This window comes from Micromonospora sp. M42, assembly GCF_000568915.1.
Lineage (GTDB): Bacteria > Actinomycetota > Actinomycetes > Mycobacteriales > Micromonosporaceae > Micromonospora > Micromonospora chalcea.
In genome coordinates this window covers 2,433,846-2,451,452 of sequence record NZ_KK037233.1, presented here as the reverse complement: position 1 = coordinate 2,451,452, position 17,607 = coordinate 2,433,846, and the positions used below count along the sequence as shown (strand labels likewise).

Here is a 17,607-nt window from a genome sequence, read left to right as displayed (position 1 = left end):
TTCAGCCGGGAAGGTTCAGAGCGTGGCCGCCAGCTCCTGGCGGCGCAGCCGCTCGGCGGCACGGTCCGCGTCGCGTCCGACCAGACCGGTCAGCACTGCACCCAGGACCGCCCAAGTCGCGGCCAGGGTCGTGATCGACGAGATGCGGAAGTACCAGAGTGTGTCGGCCGGGAAACCGCCGACCTCGTTGACCGTCGGCAGCAGAGCCCCGGCGACCACGACGACCACGAGATAGGCACCGGCACCGGCCAGCACCGCCGAGTATGCGCCCAGCTGGGGCAGCAGACGCCGGGCCAGGACCACGGCGCCGATCGCGGCGGCCAGGCTCAGTGCCCAGAACCCGAAGTACAGCGCGGTCCGCTCGTTGATCGTGTCACCGGAGCCGACCGCCGGTGGTGTGGCGGGGTACTTGAGGAACGGCACGAGGGCGGTGGCGACGAAACCGACGGCGGCGACCACCGCGGTGCTGGCCCGTGCGGACAGGGAGCCCAGACGCCCGGCGGCGAAGGCGGCAGCGAGCGCGGTCGCTCCACCGAGGACGATGCCCACCAGGATGGTGCCCAGTGCCAGGCCCCCGGTGGACTGGGTGCCACGCGAGACCTCGGCCTCCTCCTCATCGTGGCTGTGAGACTGCTCGGCGGTGGCATTGTCGTGCGGGTGCTCGGCGGCACCGGCTTCCTCCAGGGCGATGGCTGCATCGACCTGGGGTTCGGCGACGACGTAGGAGACGAGGAAGGCCGCGAAACCGGCGATGAGCCCGGCCAGCAGCCCGTGAACGAGAAAAGTGCGAGGGGTCATCAAGGGTCCGTTCGAGAGCCGGCCGCGGGCATCACGAAACGCCCGCAGCGCCGGTGACGAGGAAAGACGAAAACTCCGGCCGGGCCGGGCGAACTGCCGCGTGGCGTGGTGTCAGTGGCAGGGGAAGCCCAGCACGTGCCGTGCGTCGTGCGTCAGCTCGTGGATGAAGGTGCCCTCGAAGACGGAGAAAGCTCCCTGCTCGGCGCCCACGAAATACAGGACGACGGCGGTGACCAGCGCGAAGAACAGCGCCCAGGGGGCGAGCGCGCGAACGGGGATGGTGGGAAGAACGGCCGGAATGGCCGTGGTCGCCTGAGGCATGACACTCCTTGGGATGCTGCGTCCCGTCGATGGGTGGTCGACCTGGCTGGAGGGTCTGGCTTCGCCGCGAGCGGCGTCACAGTAGCGCGACTGCGCCGGATTCACACCGGCTTCCTTCAGCAGGGTGGCACGACCATATCAGGTATCGGAGCAACGCGACGCTGTCGCGACTGCCTGCACGGCGGCCGGTCCGAGGGCGACGACGTGGCCGATCACCGTTACGGCGGGCGCGCCGATGCCGGCCTCGGCGGTGTCGGCGACGACGTCGGCGAGGGTACTGCGCAGCACCCGCTGGCCGGCCGAGGCGGCGTCCGCGACGACGGCGCAGGGTGTGTTCCGGTCGAGACCAGCGGCGACGAGCGCGTCGGCGATGGCCGCGAGGTTGCGCATGCCCATCAGCACCACGAGGGTGGTGCCGGTGCGGGCGAGGGCGGCGTAGTCGATCGACGAGTCGGGATGGCCGGGCGGTACGTGGCCGGAGATGACGGTGAAGCCTTGCACGAGTCCGCGGTGGGTGACCGGGATGCCGGCCAGCTCCGGGGCCGCGATGCTGGAGGTCACGCCGGGTATCACGGTGGTGGGGACGCCGGCTTCGGCGCACGCGGTGACTTCCTCGAAGCCGCGGCCGAAGACGTACGAGTCGCCGCCCTTGAACCGCACAACGTGCCGTCCGGCGCGGGCGTGCTCGACGAGCAGCGCGTTGATCTGTTCCTGGCTCGTGCTCCGCCCGTACGGGATCTTGGTGACGTCGATGATCTCGGCGTCCGGGCGCGCCCACTTCAGGGCCTCCCACGGGGCGAGCCGGTCGGTGAGGATCACGTCGGCCTGCTTGACGGCCGCGCGTCCGGCGACGGTGACCAGCCCCGGATCGCCCGGGCCGGCGCCGACCAGCGTGACGTGTCCGGCCGTTCGGACCGCTGCCGCCGACCCGGCCTCCGAGGGTGCGACGGTACGCAGCACGACGTCGAACCGGCTCTCGTCGACCGGGGTGGTGACCCAGGTCAGGCGCCCGCGGAGGGCGAGGTCCTCCAGCGCGGCGCACACGGCCGGCGCGGCGACGGTGACCAGGGCCCGCTTGTGCAGCAGCGCACTGACCGTGACGGCGGCGGGTGCGCTCCCGTCGAGGACGAGCACGCTACGGCCGGTAAGGTTCAGCTGCATGTGACGGTGATTCCTAACGTGCTGAGGAGACAGCCGTCCGGTGTACGGCCTCGGTGAACGACTGGGCCAGATGCGGGTGCCCAGCCCAATGCACGTGCAGATAGGACGCGCTGAGGCTGGGGGAGGCGAATCCGGCATTGCGGCCCTCGATGCGCCAGGCGGGGTGCTCGCCGTGACCGGGTGTGACGGTGGTGCGGTGGAATTCGTGGCCGGTGGCAGCGGTTCCCCGCTCGCCGAGCAGCTGGTCCGAGCCGAGTCCGGCACGGTGGTACGCGAGGGTGAGGCGCGGCGTCATGACTGCTTCGGCGTCGAGCGCCCCGACCATGGGATGGCCGTCGACGGAGCGGCACAGATACAGCAGGCCGGCGCACTCGGCGACGGTGGGGACGCCGTCGAGGACGGCCTGGCGCAGTTCGTGGCGCAGCGTCGTGTTGGCGCTCAGCGTGGACGCGTGTACCTCGGGGAACCCCCCACCGAGGTACAACCCGCGTGTCCCGGCGGGAAGCCGCTGGTCGCGGGCCGGGTCGAACGGAACGACGGTGCAGCCCGCCGCCTGCAGCAGCTCGGTCGTCTCGGCGTACCGGAAGGTGAAGGCACGCCCGGCCGCGACCGCAACCACCGGTGATCCGGCGCCCAGCCGCCGGACGTGCGCGGCGGGATCCCATGGCTGGGCGTCCAGATCGGGTGCGGTGCGTGCCACCTGCAGCACCGCATCGAGGTCCACGTGGCGGGCGATCTGCTCGGCCAGCACGTCCAGGGCGGCGGCGGCCTCCTCACGTTCGGCTGCCGGCACGAGCCCGAGGTGGCGCGACGGGGCGCTGACACCCTGGTCGCGGTGCAGGATCCCGAGCACCGGTACGCCGGTGGATTCCACCGCCCGGGCCGCCTCGGCGGCGTGGCGGGCGGACCCGGCTTTGTTGAGCACGACACCCGCGACGGTGACGCCGGCCTCGAACGTGCCCATTCCGTGCACGACGGCCCCTACGCTGCGCGAGGTGTGCGAGACGTCCACGACCAGCAGGATCGGGGTGGCGGTCAGGGCCGCGAGGTGCGCGGTAGAGGCGAAACCGTCGCCGCCGATGCGGCCGTCGAACAGGCCCATGACCCCTTCGACGATGGCGATGTCCGCGTCGCGTGCGCCGTGCAGCAGCAGCGGGATCACGAGTGAGGGGTCGGTCAGGTGCGGGTCGAGGTTGCGGCCGGGGCGTCCGGTGGCCAGCGCGTGGTAGCCGGGGTCGATGTAGTCGGGCCCCACCTTGTGCCCCGACACGGTGTGCCCGCGCGCGGCCAGCGCGGCCATGAGCCCGGTCGCGACCGTGGTCTTGCCGTGGCCGGAGGCCGGCGCCGCGACGATCAGCCGCGGAAGGCTCACCATTCGATGCCTCGTTGGCCCTTCTGGCCGACGTCCATCGGGTGCTTGACGTGCTGCATCTCGGTCACCAGATCGGCTGCCTCGATCAGCCGGTGGTCGGCCCGGCGCCCGGTGACGATCACGTGCTGACGGCCGGGACGGTGGACCAGTGTCTCCACGACGTCGCCGACGTCGACCCAGCCCCACTGCATCGGATAGGTGAACTCGTCCAGGATGTAGAGCTGGTGCCGTTCCGCCTGGATACGGCGCTTCACCTCCGCCCAGCCCTCGGCGGCGTCCGCGGCGTGGTCCGCCTCGGTGCCGCTCTTACGGCTCCAGGACCATCCGGAGCCCATTTTGTGCCACTCGACTGGCCCGCCTTCGCCGGTCTGCTCGTGCAGCAGCCCGAGCCTCTCCAGGACGGTCTGCTCCCCGATGCGCCACTTGGCCGACTTCACGAACTGGAACACCCCGATGTCCCAGCCCTGGTTCCAAGCGCGCATCGCCATACCGAAGGCGGCGGTCGACTTGCCCTTGCCGTTTCCGGTGTGGACCATCAGCAGCGGCCGGTTGCGCCGCTGGCGGGTGGTGCTGCCGTCGTCCGGGACGGTGAGCGGCTTACCCTGCGGCATCAGGCCACCCCCGCCCGCGGAGCGGTCGCCGTGCGAACGACCCCGGTGAGCCCGTCGGCGGTCACTTCACCGAGCGGCACGTGCTCGGCCCTCAGATGAGTGGCAAGCCGGGCGGCGAGGCCGAGCCGGAATCGTCCGGTCTCGCAGTCCACGACGACGACCTGGACACCGCTGGTGGCGAGCGCGGCGGCGGCGCGGTGGGCACGACCCAGCGGGTCCGGGCCGGAGGTGGCGCGGCCGTCGGTCACCACGACGAGCAGGGGCCGGCGGGACGGGTCGCGCAGCGCCTCCCGGCGCAGCACCTCCCCACTGCGTTCCAGGCCCTCCGCGAGCGGGGTCCGGCCACCGGCCGGTAGGTCGGCCAGGCGGCGGGAGGCGACGTCGACCGAGCCGGTCGGTGGCAGGACGACCTCGGCGGTGTGCCGGCGGAACGTCACCAGTGCGACCTTGTCCCGGCGGCGGTAGGCGTCCAGCAGCAGCGACAGCACAGCGGTCTTGACCTGCTCCATGCGGCGGCGGGCCGCCATCGAACCGGACGCGTCCACGCACAGCAGCACGAGGTTCGACTCGCGCCCGACGGTCTCGGCCCGGCGCAGGTCGCCGGGCACGAGCGCGAGGCCGCGACCGCCGGTCAAGCCACCCCGGGAATGCTGATGCGGCGCCGCCGCGGTGATGGTGCCCGGCAGGTGCAGCCGGCCGTCGCCGGACGTGCGCCGCCGCTGCCCGGCGACACGGCCCTGCGGTGTTCGTGCCCGGGACCGCCGGCCGGCCTGACCGTCGCCGGTTCCTTTCACGACCAGCAAGCGGGCACGTGCGGGCTCGCCCGCGGATGCCATCGATGTGGCGGCCTGCCGTTCGGGCTCCGGTACGGGCGGGCTCTCGCCGGGAGAGCCGGGCACGTCCCCGGCCGATCCGTCGTGCCCGGTGTCGTCGGGCAGACCGCCGCCGGGACCGTCGGGTCCGGGGTCGGGGTCGTTGTGGCCGAGTAGGTCGTCCAGGCGGTCCTGGTCCAGGCCGGGCTCGTCGAAGGGGTTGCGGCGGCGGCGGTGCGGCAGCGCGAGACGGGCGGCGATGCGGATGTCCTCGAGTGTCACTCGCGTACGTCCCCGCCAGGCCGCGTGCGCCGCGGCGGCGCGAGCGGTGACGAGGTCCGCACGCAGGCCGTCCACGTCGAACGCGGCGCACAGCTCGGCGATCCTGGTCAGCGTCTCGTCGTCGAGCACGACACCGGCCAGCGAGCGCCGGGCGGCGGCCAGCCGGGTGCGCAGGGCTTCCTGCTCGCCGGCCCAGCGTGTGGCGAAGCCCTCCGGGTCGGCGTCGAATGCGAGCCGGCGGCGGACCGCCTGCACCCGCAGGACGGGGTCACGCGGGGCGGCGACCTCGACCGTCAGGCCGAACCGGTCGAGCAGCTGCGGGCGCAGTTCGCCCTCCTCCGGGTTCATCGTGCCGATCAACACGAACCGGGAGGCATGCTCGACCGAGACACCGTCGCGTTCGACGCTGACCCGGCCGGTCGCCGCGGCGTCGAGCAGCAGGTCGACCAGGTGGTCCGGCAGCAGGTTGACCTCGTCGACGTACAGCAGGCCACGATGGGCCCGGGCCAGCAGGCCAGGCTCGAACGCGACGACGCCGTCTCGCAGCGCGGCATCGAGCTTCAGCGATCCGGTCACCCGGTCGTCGCCGGCTCCGACGGGTAGTTCGACGAGGCGTACCGGCCGTTCGACGACGGGCGTGGGCACGTCGAACGGCCCGTCGGGGCAGACCGCCGAGGGATCGTCCGGGTCGATGGAGAACCGGTCGCCCGCATAGACCCGTACCGCCGGGAGCACCTCGGCGAGGCCGCGCACGGTAGTGGTCTTGGCAGTGCCCTTCTCCCCGCGGATCAGGACACCGCCGATGAGCGGATCGATCGCGACCAGGGTGAGGGCGAGAGTCATGTCGTCGGCGCCGACGACGGCACAAAAGGGGTACTGCGCTGGCATGTAGGGCTCCCGCTCGATCTGCCATGGCGGTCCACGACGCGGCATGCGCCGTGGATCGGATCGAGGCCGGTCTTCGGACTTCCCAGGTCAATGCCTGGATCACCGCAGCGGGCCCTGTGCCGGATTCTCACCGGCTTCCCAGATTCTCCCCGCGACCACGGTCGTGGGGCACCTCGAACCTGTGCATCACCATAGACGCCCCGGTGGCCGGGGCAAGGGCCGGTGGGCGGCTAGGGTGCATCTCCATGGAGGAGCGGGTGACCGTGGTGGGGATCGGGGCTGACGGGTGGGTGGGTCTGCCGGAGCCGTCCCGGGCGCTGGTGCGGGCGGCCGCGACGCTGCTCGGCGGGCGGCGGCACCTCGAGGCGGTGCCGCCCGTCGACGGCCAGCAGCGCGTGGCGTGGCCGTCGCCGCTGCGGGACAATCTGCCAGGTGTGCTCGCCTCCGCGCGAGGGCCGGTTGTCGTGCTGGCCTCCGGCGACCCGCTCGTGTCGGGTATCGGCACGACGCTGCTGGACGTCCTGGGCCCGGAGCGCGTGACGATCGTGCCCGGGGTCTCCTCGGTAGCCCTCGCCCGAGCACGTCTCGGATGGCCGGCCGAGTCCGTCACCACGGTCAGCCTGGTCGGCCGGGACCTACGGCTGATCGTGCCTGCGCTCTCGGCCGGGCGCCGGCTGCTCGTGCTGTCCAGCGACGAGACGACACCCGCGGCCGTGGCCGCGGTGCTGACCGGGCTCGGTTGGGGGCAGTCCAGGCTGGTCGTGCTCGGTGACCTCGGTGCCGCCGGTGAGTCGTGTACCGCGACCACCGCGGCCGGGTGGGACCTGAACGACGTGCCGCGGTTGAACGTTCTCGCTGTCGAAGCTTGCGGTGCCGGTCCGGGCTGGGCCTCGGGCGGCGTGTTGCCCGACGACGCGTTCGAGCACGGCGGGCAGATCACCAAACGTGACCTGCGGGCCAGTGCCCTGGCCCGGCTCGCGCCCGCGCCCGGTCAGCTGCTGTGGGACGTCGGCGCCGGCAGCGGCTCGATCGGTGTGGAGTGGATGCGGGCCTGGCCGACGGCACGGACGATCGCGGTGGAGCCCCGCTCCGACCGGGCCGCGCTGGTGCACCGCAACGCCGCTGCCCTCGGCGTGCCGGGTCTGTGTCTGGTCGAGGGTTCGGCGCCCGGGGCCCTGTCCGGCCTGGACCGTCCCGACGCGGTGTTCGTCGGCGGCGGGGCCACCGTCCCCGGCGTGCTGGACACCTGCTGGGATGCGCTCGGCGCCGGTGGACGGCTCGTCGTGCACGGTGTCACCGCCGAGACCGAGGCGGTGCTGCTGAAGCAGCACAGCCGGCGCGGCGGTGAACTCGTCCGCCTGCACGTCGAACGCGCCGAACCGCTCGGCGGCTTCACCGGCTGGACGCCCGCACGGGCAGTCAGCCAGTGGTCCATCGTCAAGGGAGATTCATGACCGTCCATTTCGTCGGGGCCGGGCCCGGCGCCGCCGACCTGCTCACCCTCCGCGCGGTACGCCTGCTCGAGTCCGCCGACGTGTGCCTGTACCCGGGCACGTACCTCGACGCCGAGGTGCTGGAGCACTGCCGTGACGACGCCCGGCTGATCGACACCCAGCACCTCGACCTGGACCAGATCACCACGCACCTGGTCCAGGCACACGCCGACGGGTCCGAGGTCGTACGGCTGTGCTCCGGTGACCCGTCGCTGTACTCGGCGGTGCACGAGCAGGCACGCCGGCTCGACGCCGCCCGGGTCCCGTGGGACGTCACGCCCGGCGTGCCGGCCTATGCGGCTGCTGCCGCCGCCGTCGGCGCCGAGCTGACCGTCCCGGAGCTGGCCCAGTCGGTCGTGCTCACCCGCGCGCAGGCCCGGTCCACGGTCATGCCGTCGGGAGAGAAGCTCGCCGCGTTCGCCGCGACCGGCGCGACGCTCGCCCTGCACCTGGCGGTCACGCGTACCCGCGAGCTGGCCGCCGAACTGGCCGGCTACTACGGCCACGACTGCCCCATAGTCGTGGTGCACCGGGTGTCGCAGCCGCAGGAGCTCATCCTGCGCGGCACGCTGGCCGACATCGGCGGCCGGGTCGAGCAGGCCGGTCTGCGACAGGCAGCGGTCATCCTGGTCGGCCCGGCGCTGGCCGGGGACGTCCGTGGCGGCGAGTCGTTCCTCTACTCGGCCGGTCGCGAGCGCCGCGTGCGCGGCTGATCAGGGCACGAAGCGCGGGCTCCAGACACGTCCGGCCGCGGTGACTCGCGTCGCCGAGGCGCCGATGATCAACAGGCATTTCATGTCGATGCTGCCGGGGTCCAGTTCGCCGAGCGAGGTGACGGTGAGACTCTCCCCGGCCCGGCCGATGTCGCGGCCCACGACCACGACCGTCCGGGGGGACTTGTGCTCCAGCAGCACGGCCCGGGCCTGCGCGACCTGTTCGGTGCGTGAGCGTGAGCGCGGGTTGTAGAGGGCCAGCACCAAATCCGCCTCGGCGACAGCGCGCAGCCGCTTGACCACGACCTCCCACGGCTTGAGCCGGTCCGACAGGCTCATCACCGCGAAATCGGCCCCGATCGGCGCGCCCGCGCGCGCCGCGACCGCCTGGACGGCGGAGATCCCGGGTACGACACGGATGGCGAAACCGAAAGTAGCGGGTTGTCCACCCCTGCCTCGAACACCGCCGACGCCATGCCGAAGACGCCCGCGTCACCGCCGGAGACGACCGCGACGCGCTCACCGGCGACCGCCAGATCGAGCGCCTGCCGGGCCCGCTCGAGCTCGACCGTGTTGCCGGAGGCGTGGCGGACGAGTCCGGGGCGCTTCGCGACGCGCTGGACGTACGGGCCGTAGCCGACGACGTGGCCGGCCTCGGCGAGCACCTGCGACGCCTCGGGGGAGAGCCACCGATCGGGACCGGGGCCGAGGCCCACGACGACGACCTCGGCACCGGGATAAGGTTCGGTGACCCTGGTGGCCGGGAGGTCGTAACGGGCCACTCCGGGCCGGGTGTCGCCGGGGACCAGCACGATCGAGAAGTACGGCACCGTGGCGGGGTCCACGTCGGCGACAGGCAGTACCCGCTCGGCGGTCATCGACGCCCGTTCGACGTACCAGGAGCCCTCGACGCGCCCGGCCTGCTCGAGCGCCGAGCGGACCTTGGTGAACGTCCGGCCCAGCTTCATGATCACCGCCCCGTCGGTGTCGGCGAGACGCCGGGCCAGCTCGGGCTCGGGCAACGTTCCCGGCAGCACGGTCAGCACGTCGGTCTGCCGGACCAGCGGCAGGGCGGTGGTGGCGGTGGCGGCGGCGAAGGCGGGCACACCGGCGACGACCTGCGTGTCGAACTCGCCGGCGAGCCGGTCGTGCAGGTACATGAACGAGCCGTAGAGCATCGGGTCGCCCTCGGCCAGCACGACCACGTCGCGGCCCGCACGAAGGTGGGCCCGCAGCCGCTCGGCGGCTTCGGCGTAGAAGTCGGCCATCGCCCCGGCGTACCCGCCCGGGTGCTCGGTGCTCTGGGTCGTCACCGGATAGACCAGCGCCTCCTCGATCACGTCGTCCGGGAACAGCCCGGCAGCGATGCGGCGCGCGTTGGACTGTTTGCCGACACCCTGGTGGTAGGCGATGACCTGGGCCGCGCCGATCAGCCGGGCGGCTTTGAGCGTGATCAGTTCGGGATCACCCGGGCCGACCCCGACGCCGGACAGCCGCCCGGTCACTCCGCCTCCCGGGCGAGGGCGTTGAGCGCGGAGGCGGCCATCGCCGAGCCGCCCCGGCGCCCGGTCACCACGAGATAGGGCACGTCGAGGCCGGGGGCGTCGGTGGCGAGGTCGATGAGCGCCTGCTTGGACTCGGCGGCGCCGATGAATCCCACCGGCGTACCGATGATCGCAGCTGGTCGTGGCGCGCCGTCGCGCAGCATCTCCAGCAGGTGGAACAGGGCCGTGGGGGCGTTGCCGAAGGCGACGACCGCGCCGGCGAGGTGGTCGGTCCACAGCGACACCGCCGCCGCCGACCGGGTCGTTGCCCACCGGTGGGCAAGCGCCGGGACCTCGGGTTCGTGCAGAAAGCAGCGGACCTCGTTGTCACGGGGCAGGCGGGCGCGGGTAACGCCGGCGGCGACCATGTGCGCGTCGGTCAGGATCGGCGCCCCCGCCTCCAGCGCCCCGCGGGCGGCGGCCACCAGGCCGGGGTGGATCACCAGGTTGCGGGTGAGGTCGGTCTGGCCGCATGCGTGGATCATCCGCACCGCGACCTTCTCGGCGTCGGCCGGCACACCCGAAAGATCGGCCTCGGCACGGATGGTGGCGAACGAGGCGTCGTAGATCGCCGCGCCGTCGGTGACGTAGTCGTAGCGGCGTGCCGGTGTGGTGAGACTCATGCGTTCTCCAGATCGGGGACGAGCAGGGTGCGGTACGGGGTGACGACGATCTCGCCGGCGCCGAGCGCGCGGATCTCCTCCAGCAGGGGAGCGTCCACTCGGCCGCCGGAAGCCGCGAGGTGCGCGGTGACGCGGCCGTCATCCTGAACGATCCTGCCCAGCGCGGGTGGAGGTGTGCTCACCCGGGTCCGCTCGGCACGGTCGAGTACGGTGCCCAGCAGCGCGGCGCCGGCGCCGGGCAGCTCGTCGACGTGCCAGGGTGAGTCAGGCCGGTCACCCGCGAGCCCGGCGAAGCGTACGGCGAGCCCGGTCAGCGCCGCGGCGGCCTCGTCCAGCCGGATGACTGGCCCCCACGCCGAGGTTCCGGCGCGTAGCTGCGCGGTGTCCGAGTCGAGCGCCACCAACCCCAGGTCCAAGTCACGGCTGACCAGATCACCGCGGCCGTCGTCAAGCACGAACAGGAACCGTCCGGTCAGCGCGGTGAGCCGGGGCTCGGCGCGCAGCCGTGCGTCGAGTCCGGCGACGACCGGGTGTAGATCGGCCCGGCCGCCACTGCGTCCGGTCAGCGGTGAGGCGAGGATGTTGCGGACCAGCTCGTGCGACGTGGACGGTACGAGCCCGGTCGCGATGACGTCGGCGACGACGGTCTCGGGCAGCCGCCCATCGTCGTGCTCGAGACCGCGCACCTGCAGGTTGGCGCGGCTGGTCAGGTGGACCGCGCCGTCGCCGTGCGCACGGGCCACCTCCACGAGTGCGCACAGCGCCGCAGTCGGCACGATCCCGCCGGGGACGCGCACCCGCACGAGCGCGCCGTCGTCGGCGATCCATGGGCGCAGCAGGCCGGGACACAGGTCGCGGCGGGTCCTCTCGGTCACGGCGACATGGTGCCAGAGCCCGTCCCCGGCGACACCGGCTGTCGGTGCTACCGTCGTGATGCCAGTCAAACTCAGCCATGAGCCAGGGAACCCGGTGCGAATCCGGGACTGACGCGCAGCGGTGAGGGTGACGGGCGGGGCACGACGCCACTGGACCCACGGTCTGGGAAGGCGCCCCGTCCGGTTGATCCCGAGTCCGAAGACCTGCTGGCCGCAGATCCGTCTGCGACACGTGCCCATCCAGGCCTCGCGCACAGGCCCCGGACGAAAGAAGACCCCGTGTCCCGATCGCACCGGATCACCGGCTCCTGACCCCGTGAGCGTCCTCGTTCACGTCGCGACCGCACTGACGGACGCCGCGTCGCCGGTGCTACGCGGGCAGGCCGAGGCAGCCGGCGCCCGACTGGCCTTCCTGCAAGCCGGCGAGCCGACGCTGACCCATGTGCTCGACCTGCTGCACGCCGAGGGCACCCGGGAGGTTCGCCTGGAACCGGTGAGCACCGACGACCTGACTTTCGCCCGTTCGTGGGTGGGACGCGTGGCCGGCCACTGGCACCGTCAGCAGATCGACCCGCCGGTCATCCGGTTCGGCGAGCGCGCGATCACCGGGCACGAGGCGCCACTCACCTCACCGGCCTGGGACACCCTGCCGCCGTACCGCCATCATCTACTGCTGTGCCGCGGCCCGCGCTGCAGTGCCCGCGGCGCGGACGAGACCTATCGCGCGATCGTGGGCGCGCTCGTCGAGCAGCAGCTCACCGACGCCGACGTCCTCATGGCCCAGACCGGCTGCCTGTTCCCGTGCAACCACGGACCAGTCGCCGTCGTGCACCCCGACGGCACCTGGTACGGGCCGGTGCGACCCGGCGACGCGGCACGCCTCGTCGGCGAGCACCTACGCGCCGGCCGTCCGGTCGGCGACCTGCGCCTCGGCTCCCGTGTCACCGAAGGAGAAACATGACACGTATCGCCCTGCTGTCCACCTCGGACACCGACCTGCTCTCGGCGCGGGCCAGCAACGCGGACTGGTCCTGGGCCAACCCTGCCCGGCTCACCGGCGAGCGCCGCGACACCCTGACCACCGAGGCCGAAGTGGTCGTTCTGCGGGTGCTCGGCTCGCCCGAGGACGTACGCGACCTCGCCGCGCTGATCCGCGGCACCGGCCGTCCCCTGGTCGTGCTCGGTGGGGAACGGACGCCGAACGCCGCGTTGATGGGGCTGTCGACCGTCCCGATCGGCGTCTGCGCCGAGGCGCACCGCTACCTCGCCGAGGGCGGCGCGGAGAACCTGCGCCAACTGCACGCCTTCCTGTCCGACACCGTGCTGCTGACCGGCGAAGGCTTCGAACCGCCGGCCGTGCTGCCCGAGTGGGGAGTCAGCCGGCAGCCGGCCCCGGACGCCCGGCCCCGCGTCGGAGTCCTGTACTACCGGGCCCACGAGGTGAGCGGCAACAACGCGTTCGCCCACGAACTCGCCGATGCCATCGACACCACCGGCGTGGCCGCCGGCGTACCGATCTACGTCTCGTCACTGCGGGCGGCGCCCGAGGAGTTGTACGCCGAACTCGCCACCCTGGACGCGATCGTCGTCACGGTCCTGGCCGCCGGCGGCGCCCGGCCCGCCACCGCGAGCGCCGGCGGCGACGACGAGTCCTGGGACGTCGAACGGCTGCGCGCCCTCGACATCCCCGTGCTGCAGGCTCTGGCGCTCACGTCCGGCAGAGCCGAGTGGGAGGCGTCCGACGAAGGCGTCACCCCGCTCGACTCCGCGACCCAGATCGCCATCCCCGAGTTCGACGGCCGCCTCATCACCGTCCCGTTCTCATTCAAGGAGGTCGACGCCGACGGCCTGCCCCGCTACGTGACCGACCCTGAGCGATGCACCCGCGTCGCGGGCATCGCCGTCAACCACGCCCGACTGCGGTATGTCCCGCCCGCCGAGCGCAAGGTGGCCCTCGTCCTGTCGGCCTACCCGACCAAGCACAGCCGCATCGGCAACGCCGTCGGCCTCGATACGCCCGTGTCGGCGATCCGATTGCTGCGCGCGATGCGAGATGCCGGCTACGACCTCGGCGCACCCGGCGCAATTCCCGGGCTCGACCCGCTGCTCCCGGTCGAGGGAGAGGATGCCGACACGACGGCCGGCAACGCGCTCATCCACGCTTTGATCGCCGCCGGTGGGCAGGACGAGGAGTGGCTCACGCAGGCTCAGCTCAGCGAGTCGCACGTGCGTATCAGCCGGGACGACTACCGGCGCTGGACTGCCGGATTGCCCGCCGCGCTGCGCGACGCCATGGCCGAGACCTGGGGCGAGGCTCCCGGCTCGCTTTTCGTCGACGACGACGGCGACATCGTGCTGGCCACCCTGCGCGCCGGTAACGTCGTCATCCTCATCCAGCCCCCGCGTGGCTTCGGCGAGAACCCGGTCGCGATCTACCACGACCCGGCCATGCCTCCGTCGCACCACTACCTGGCCGCGTACCGCTGGCTCGAACACGGCTTCGGCGCCGACGCGGTGGTGCACCTCGGCAAACACGGCTCGATGGAGTGGCTGCCGGGGAAGAACGCCGCGCTCTCAGCCGCCTGCGCCACGGACGCGGCAATCGGCAGCATGCCGTTGATCTATCCGTTCCTGGTCAACGATCCTGGCGAGGGTGCCCAAGCCAAGCGCCGCGCGCACGCCACCATCGTCGACCACCTGGTGCCGCCGATGGCACGCGCCGAAAGCTACGGCGACATCGCCAAGCTGGAGCAACTGCTCGACGAGCACGCCAACATCGCCGCGATGGACCCGGCAAAGCTGCCCGCGGTCCGCCAGCAGATCTGGACGCTGATGCAGTCCGCACAAATGCATCGCGACCTCGGCCTGGACGAACGGCCCGGCGACGAGGAGTTCGACGACTTCCTGCTGCACGTCGACGGCTGGCTGTGCGAGATCAAGGACGTACAGATCCGCGACGGATTGCACGTGCTCGGCCAGGCGCCGACCGGACAGGCACGCGTCAACCTGGTGCTCGCCGTGCTCCGCGCGACACAGGTCTGGGGCGGACAGAACCGGGCACTGCCCGGCCTGCGCGCCGCGCTGGGTCTTGCCGAGGACGCCCCGGCGGCCGACGTCGACGCCGTGGAAGCGCAGGCCCGTGCCCTGATCGAGGCGATGGAGAAGGCCAGCTGGCAGGCTGACGCGATCGACGCGCTGCACGACGACCCGGTGGTACGCGACGTCCTGCGCTTCGCCGCCGAGCAGGTCGTGCCGCGACTGGCCGCCACCACCGACGAACTGACCAACGTCCTGCACGCGCTCGACGGCGGTTTCGTCCCGGCCGGGCCCTCCGGCTCCCCGCTGCGCGGACTGGTCAACGTCCTGCCGACCGGCCGTAACTTCTACACCGTCGACCCGCGGGCCGTTCCGTCCCGTCTGGCCTGGGAAACGGGACAGGCGATGGCCGAGTCCCTCGTCGCCCGGCATTTCGCCGAAACCGGCGAGCATCCCCGATCGGTCGGCCTCTCCGTGTGGGGCACCTCCGCGATGCGCACCTCCGGCGATGACATCGCCGAGGTGCTGGCGCTGCTGGGCGTACGCCCCATCTGGGACACGGCCTCACGCCGGGTCAACGGCCTGGAGGTGATCGGCCTCGACGAACTCGGCCGGCCCCGCATCGACGTTACCGTGCGCATCTCGGGATTCTTCCGCGACGCCTTCCCGCACGTCATCGAACTCCTCGACGACGCCGTGCAGCTCGTCGCCGGGCTCGACGAACCCGATGAGCGCAACTACGTGCGGGCACACACCCGCCACGACCTCGCCGAGCACGGCGACCAGCGGCGGGCCACCACGCGGATCTTCGGTTCGAAGCCCGGATCGTACGGCGCCGGCATCCTCCAGGTCGTCGAGTCCGGCACCTGGCGCGACGACGCCGACCTGGCCGCCGTCTACACCGCCTGGGGCGGCTTCGCCTACGGCCGCGGCCTCGACGGCATCGCGGCAACCGACGACATGCGAACCAACTACCGGCGCATCGCCGTCGCCGCGAAGAACATCGACTCCCGCGAGCACGACATCGCCGACTCCGACGACTACTTCCAATACCACGGCGGCATGATCGCCACGGTCCGCGCGCTGACCGGCGCCGAACCCAGGGCGTACGTCGGTGACTCCACCACGCCCGACGCCGTACGCACCCGCAGCCTGCAGGAAGAGACCAACCGCGTCTTCCGCTCGCGGGTGGTCAACCCGCGCTGGATCGCGGCGATGCAGCGCCACGGCTACAAGGGAGCGTTCGAGCTCGCCGCCACCGTGGACTACCTCTACGGCTTCGACGCCACCGCCGGTGTCGTCCACGACTGGATGTACGAGTCACTGGCCCGCGAATACGTCCTCGACGAGACGAACCAGCAGTTCATGCGCCGCGCGAACCCCTGGGCACTGCGCGGCATCGTGGAACGGCTGAACGAGGCCGCCGACCGTGGACTGTGGGCCGAACCGGACGCCGAGGTCATGGCGGAGATGGCCCGCGTGTACCTCGAGGTCGAGGGAGACCTGGAGGATCAGGCGTGACACGGCGCCTCACCCTGGTCGGCCTCGGCCCGGGCGACCCCGAACTGGTCACGGCCCAGGCCGTCCGGGCACTCAACGAGGCCGACTACTTCCTCGTCGCCGACAAGACCGGACAGCACCCGGGCACGGCCGACCTCATCGCGATGCGCGAGGCGATCTGCGCCCGGCACGTCACCGGCGCCTGGCGGCTCGTGCACGTACCCGACCCGGAACGCGACCGTGCCGGCCCGGCCGACTACACCGGCGCGGTACGCGACTGGCACGAGGCACGGGCCGAGGCGTTCGAGCAGGCATTGCTGGACAACCCGGGAGACGCCGCAGTGCTCGTCTGGGGCGATCCGGCCCTGTACGACTCGGCGATCCGTGTGGCCGACCGCATCGCCGAACGCGCACGGGTCGACATCACCGTGGACGTCGTACCCGGCCTCAGCAGCATCCAACTGCTGGCGGCACACCACCGGCTCGTCCTCAACACAATCGGCGGCCCGATCACCATCACGACCGGCCGCCGCCTGCTCCACGACGCGGCGACACACGACAACCTCGTCGTCCTGCTCGACGGGGCATTGACCTGTCGCCAGCTCCCCGAACTGTCGGCCTGGCGGATCTGGTGGGGCGCGAACCTCGGCTCGTCCGACGAGCAACTGGTGGCCGGCAACCTTGACGAGGTCGCCGACCGAATCTGGTCCCGGCGGACGGCGGCGAAACAGAGCCGCGGCTGGGTCATGGACACGTATTTGTTGCGCCGGGCCGGCAGCCTCGAGCGGCGATCCTGAGAATCACATCCTTTGACCCACCGATGATCACCCAGCCGTGAACGCACTCCTGCGATCGTTGGCCGCAACCCGTTACTGTGCGTGCCGCTCTAACGCCTTGCGCCGAGCCTTCCTTCACTACAATCGCCGTTGTAGCGGCCGTGCTCCACGCGGAGTAAGTAGATCGCGTAGTGATCCGTTGATGATCGGATGTCGGCGACCGTTTCAGTACGGGCGCGTCTAATTGGTTGCGCCAGCCAACGTCGGGCAGGGCTCAACCCCGATCCTGGTGTTCGACGCCTGGGAGCACGCCTACTACCTGCAGTACCGCAACGTCCGCCCGGACTACGTGGACCGGCTGTGGAACCTGGTCAACTGGACCGACGTCATCTCCCGCTTCGACGCCGCCCGCGCCGCCACCCCGAAGATCTGATCGGGATGACCGGGTACACCCCCGAGGCGGCCGAGATCGTCCAACGCGCCGCCGGGGTCATCGCGGCCAAGCATCGCGGTGACCTCGCGGGCGCGGAGGAACTGATGTCGGCGTTCGGCTCCGAGCAGTCCCGCACCCTCGGCTTCTACCTCCTGGCCGATCTCGCTCTGGGCCTGGTCAAGGCGCAGAGCCGCCAGTCGATGGACGACCTGGTCCGGGAGCTGTCCTTACTCTTGGCCAACACCGTCCAGTCCCAACCGGCATGACGGTCCGCTGGGTTCCGCCCGGAGGCGGAACCCAGCGGGCAACCGCAGCGTCACCGCCGAGCTCGGGCAGGCCCGATGCGGCGGATGAACCGCCCCGGATCTT

At 71.9% G+C, this 17,607-nt stretch carries 16 protein-coding genes, 1 pseudogene and 3 riboswitches; of the genes and pseudogenes, 7 read left to right on the top strand and 10 right to left on the bottom strand.

What is annotated here, in order from left to right:
* Positions 1-15: 15 nt before the first annotated feature.
* The 6 genes from MCBG_RS11075 to MCBG_RS11050 form a co-directional block, all read right to left on the bottom strand.
* The gene (locus tag MCBG_RS11075; protein WP_030275084.1) at positions 16-798 is read right to left on the bottom strand and encodes a CbtA family protein; all 783 of its coding nucleotides are present in this window, start codon (positions 796-798) and stop codon (positions 16-18) included.
* Between the two features lie 111 nt (positions 799-909).
* On the bottom strand, positions 910-1,119 hold the full coding sequence (locus MCBG_RS11070; protein WP_013476133.1) for a CbtB domain-containing protein: 210 nt from the start codon (positions 1,117-1,119) through the stop codon (positions 910-912).
* Positions 1,118-1,258: riboswitch (adenosylcobalamin (AdoCbl) riboswitch) on the bottom strand. It overlaps the preceding gene by 2 nt.
* Positions 1,258-2,280 carry a uroporphyrinogen-III C-methyltransferase gene (gene cobA / locus MCBG_RS11065; protein ID WP_013476134.1) on the bottom strand — a complete coding sequence of 341 codons (1,023 nt, stop codon included), beginning with the start codon at positions 2,278-2,280 and terminating at the stop codon, positions 1,258-1,260. Its footprint overlaps the riboswitch before it by 1 nt.
* A gap of 13 nt (positions 2,281-2,293) precedes the next feature.
* Positions 2,294-3,655, bottom strand: a complete 1,362-nt coding sequence (locus tag MCBG_RS11060; RefSeq protein WP_013476135.1) for a cobyrinate a,c-diamide synthase — start codon at positions 3,653-3,655, stop codon at positions 2,294-2,296.
* The gene (gene cobO / locus MCBG_RS11055; protein WP_013476136.1) at positions 3,649-4,263 is read right to left on the bottom strand and encodes a cob(I)yrinic acid a,c-diamide adenosyltransferase; all 615 of its coding nucleotides are present in this window, start codon (positions 4,261-4,263) and stop codon (positions 3,649-3,651) included. Before cobO ends, MCBG_RS11060 begins: the two co-directional genes overlap by 7 nt.
* On the bottom strand, positions 4,263-6,245 hold the full coding sequence (locus MCBG_RS11050) for a magnesium chelatase subunit D family protein (protein ID WP_013476137.1): 1,983 nt from the start codon (positions 6,243-6,245) through the stop codon (positions 4,263-4,265). Before MCBG_RS11050 ends, cobO begins: the two co-directional genes overlap by 1 nt.
* Positions 6,246-6,291: 46 nt before the next feature.
* Positions 6,292-6,436: riboswitch (cobalamin riboswitch) on the bottom strand.
* Between the two features lie 54 nt (positions 6,437-6,490).
* On the opposite strand from MCBG_RS11050, the gene MCBG_RS11045 reads away from it, so the two are divergent.
* Both MCBG_RS11045 and MCBG_RS11040 read left to right on the top strand, forming a co-directional pair.
* Complete coding sequence (locus MCBG_RS11045) at positions 6,491-7,699, top strand: bifunctional cobalt-precorrin-7 (C(5))-methyltransferase/cobalt-precorrin-6B (C(15))-methyltransferase (RefSeq protein ID WP_043325469.1); 1,209 nt, start codon at positions 6,491-6,493, stop codon at positions 7,697-7,699.
* Entirely contained in the window at positions 7,696-8,451 is a 756-nt protein-coding gene (locus MCBG_RS11040) for a cobalt-precorrin-4/precorrin-4 C(11)-methyltransferase (protein ID WP_013476139.1), read from the top strand. Before MCBG_RS11045 ends, MCBG_RS11040 begins: the two co-directional genes overlap by 4 nt.
* Here MCBG_RS11040 and MCBG_RS34775 read toward each other — a convergent pair whose 3' ends face one another.
* The 4 genes from MCBG_RS34775 to MCBG_RS11025 are packed head-to-tail and all read right to left on the bottom strand — an operon-like array spanning position 8,452 to position 11,493.
* Positions 8,452-8,853 carry a precorrin-3B C(17)-methyltransferase gene (locus MCBG_RS34775; protein ID WP_255358660.1) on the bottom strand — a complete coding sequence of 134 codons (402 nt, stop codon included), beginning with the start codon at positions 8,851-8,853 and terminating at the stop codon, positions 8,452-8,454.
* Positions 8,790-9,956, bottom strand: coding sequence for a precorrin-2 C(20)-methyltransferase (locus MCBG_RS11035; RefSeq protein ID WP_255358602.1), 1,167 nt, complete (start codon positions 9,954-9,956; stop codon positions 8,790-8,792). Before MCBG_RS11035 ends, MCBG_RS34775 begins: the two co-directional genes overlap by 64 nt.
* Positions 9,953-10,618: a precorrin-8X methylmutase gene (locus MCBG_RS11030; RefSeq protein WP_013476141.1), complete on the bottom strand. Its 666-nt coding sequence runs from the start codon at positions 10,616-10,618 to the stop codon at positions 9,953-9,955. Before MCBG_RS11030 ends, MCBG_RS11035 begins: the two co-directional genes overlap by 4 nt.
* Positions 10,615-11,493, bottom strand: coding sequence for a sulfite reductase subunit beta (locus tag MCBG_RS11025; RefSeq protein WP_043325467.1), 879 nt, complete (start codon positions 11,491-11,493; stop codon positions 10,615-10,617). Before MCBG_RS11025 ends, MCBG_RS11030 begins: the two co-directional genes overlap by 4 nt.
* Positions 11,494-11,538: 45 nt before the next feature.
* Positions 11,539-11,720: riboswitch (cobalamin riboswitch) on the top strand.
* Positions 11,721-11,725: 5 nt separating this feature from the next.
* On the opposite strand from MCBG_RS11025, the gene MCBG_RS11020 reads away from it, so the two are divergent.
* The 5 genes and pseudogenes from MCBG_RS11020 to MCBG_RS11005 all read left to right on the top strand — a co-directional run bounded on the left by MCBG_RS11020 (position 11,726) and on the right by MCBG_RS11005 (position 17,504).
* Entirely contained in the window at positions 11,726-12,454 is a 729-nt protein-coding gene (locus MCBG_RS11020; RefSeq protein WP_223201182.1) for a (2Fe-2S) ferredoxin domain-containing protein, read from the top strand.
* Complete coding sequence (gene cobN / locus MCBG_RS11015; RefSeq protein WP_043325463.1) at positions 12,451-16,050, top strand: cobaltochelatase subunit CobN; 3,600 nt, start codon at positions 12,451-12,453, stop codon at positions 16,048-16,050. Before MCBG_RS11020 ends, cobN begins: the two co-directional genes overlap by 4 nt.
* The gene (cobF, locus tag MCBG_RS11010) at positions 16,047-16,826 is read left to right on the top strand and encodes a precorrin-6A synthase (deacetylating) (protein WP_030275065.1); all 780 of its coding nucleotides are present in this window, start codon (positions 16,047-16,049) and stop codon (positions 16,824-16,826) included. Before cobN ends, cobF begins: the two co-directional genes overlap by 4 nt.
* Positions 16,827-17,076: 250 nt before the next feature.
* Positions 17,077-17,238: pseudogene (locus MCBG_RS31680) on the top strand (Fe-Mn family superoxide dismutase); the annotation flags it as partial.
* Positions 17,239-17,243: 5 nt separating this feature from the next.
* Complete coding sequence (locus MCBG_RS11005) at positions 17,244-17,504, top strand: hypothetical protein (RefSeq protein WP_030275063.1); 261 nt, start codon at positions 17,244-17,246, stop codon at positions 17,502-17,504.
* Positions 17,505-17,607 lie beyond the last annotated feature (103 nt).

Excerpts from the sequence above, each read along its gene's own strand:
- MCBG_RS11045 (WP_043325469.1), top strand. The coding sequence starts at position 6,491 with ATGGAGGAGCGGGTGACCGTGGTGGGGATCGGGGCTGACGGGTGGGTG.
- MCBG_RS11040 (WP_013476139.1), top strand. The coding sequence starts at position 7,696 with ATGACCGTCCATTTCGTCGGGGCCGGGCCCGGCGCCGCCGACCTGCTC.
- cobO (WP_013476136.1), bottom strand. The coding sequence starts at position 4,263 with ATGCCGCAGGGTAAGCCGCTCACCGTCCCGGACGACGGCAGCACCACC.
- MCBG_RS11070 (WP_013476133.1), bottom strand. The coding sequence starts at position 1,119 with ATGCCTCAGGCGACCACGGCCATTCCGGCCGTTCTTCCCACCATCCCC.
- cobN (WP_043325463.1), top strand. The coding sequence starts at position 12,451 with ATGACACGTATCGCCCTGCTGTCCACCTCGGACACCGACCTGCTCTCG.
- MCBG_RS11005 (WP_030275063.1), top strand. The coding sequence starts at position 17,244 with ATGACCGGGTACACCCCCGAGGCGGCCGAGATCGTCCAACGCGCCGCC.
- MCBG_RS11030 (WP_013476141.1), bottom strand. The coding sequence starts at position 10,618 with ATGAGTCTCACCACACCGGCACGCCGCTACGACTACGTCACCGACGGC.
- cobA (WP_013476134.1), bottom strand. The coding sequence starts at position 2,280 with ATGCAGCTGAACCTTACCGGCCGTAGCGTGCTCGTCCTCGACGGGAGC.
- MCBG_RS11050 (WP_013476137.1), bottom strand. The coding sequence starts at position 6,245 with ATGCCAGCGCAGTACCCCTTTTGTGCCGTCGTCGGCGCCGACGACATG.
- MCBG_RS11060 (WP_013476135.1), bottom strand. The coding sequence starts at position 3,655 with ATGGTGAGCCTTCCGCGGCTGATCGTCGCGGCGCCGGCCTCCGGCCAC.
- MCBG_RS11075 (WP_030275084.1), bottom strand. The coding sequence starts at position 798 with ATGACCCCTCGCACTTTTCTCGTTCACGGGCTGCTGGCCGGGCTCATC.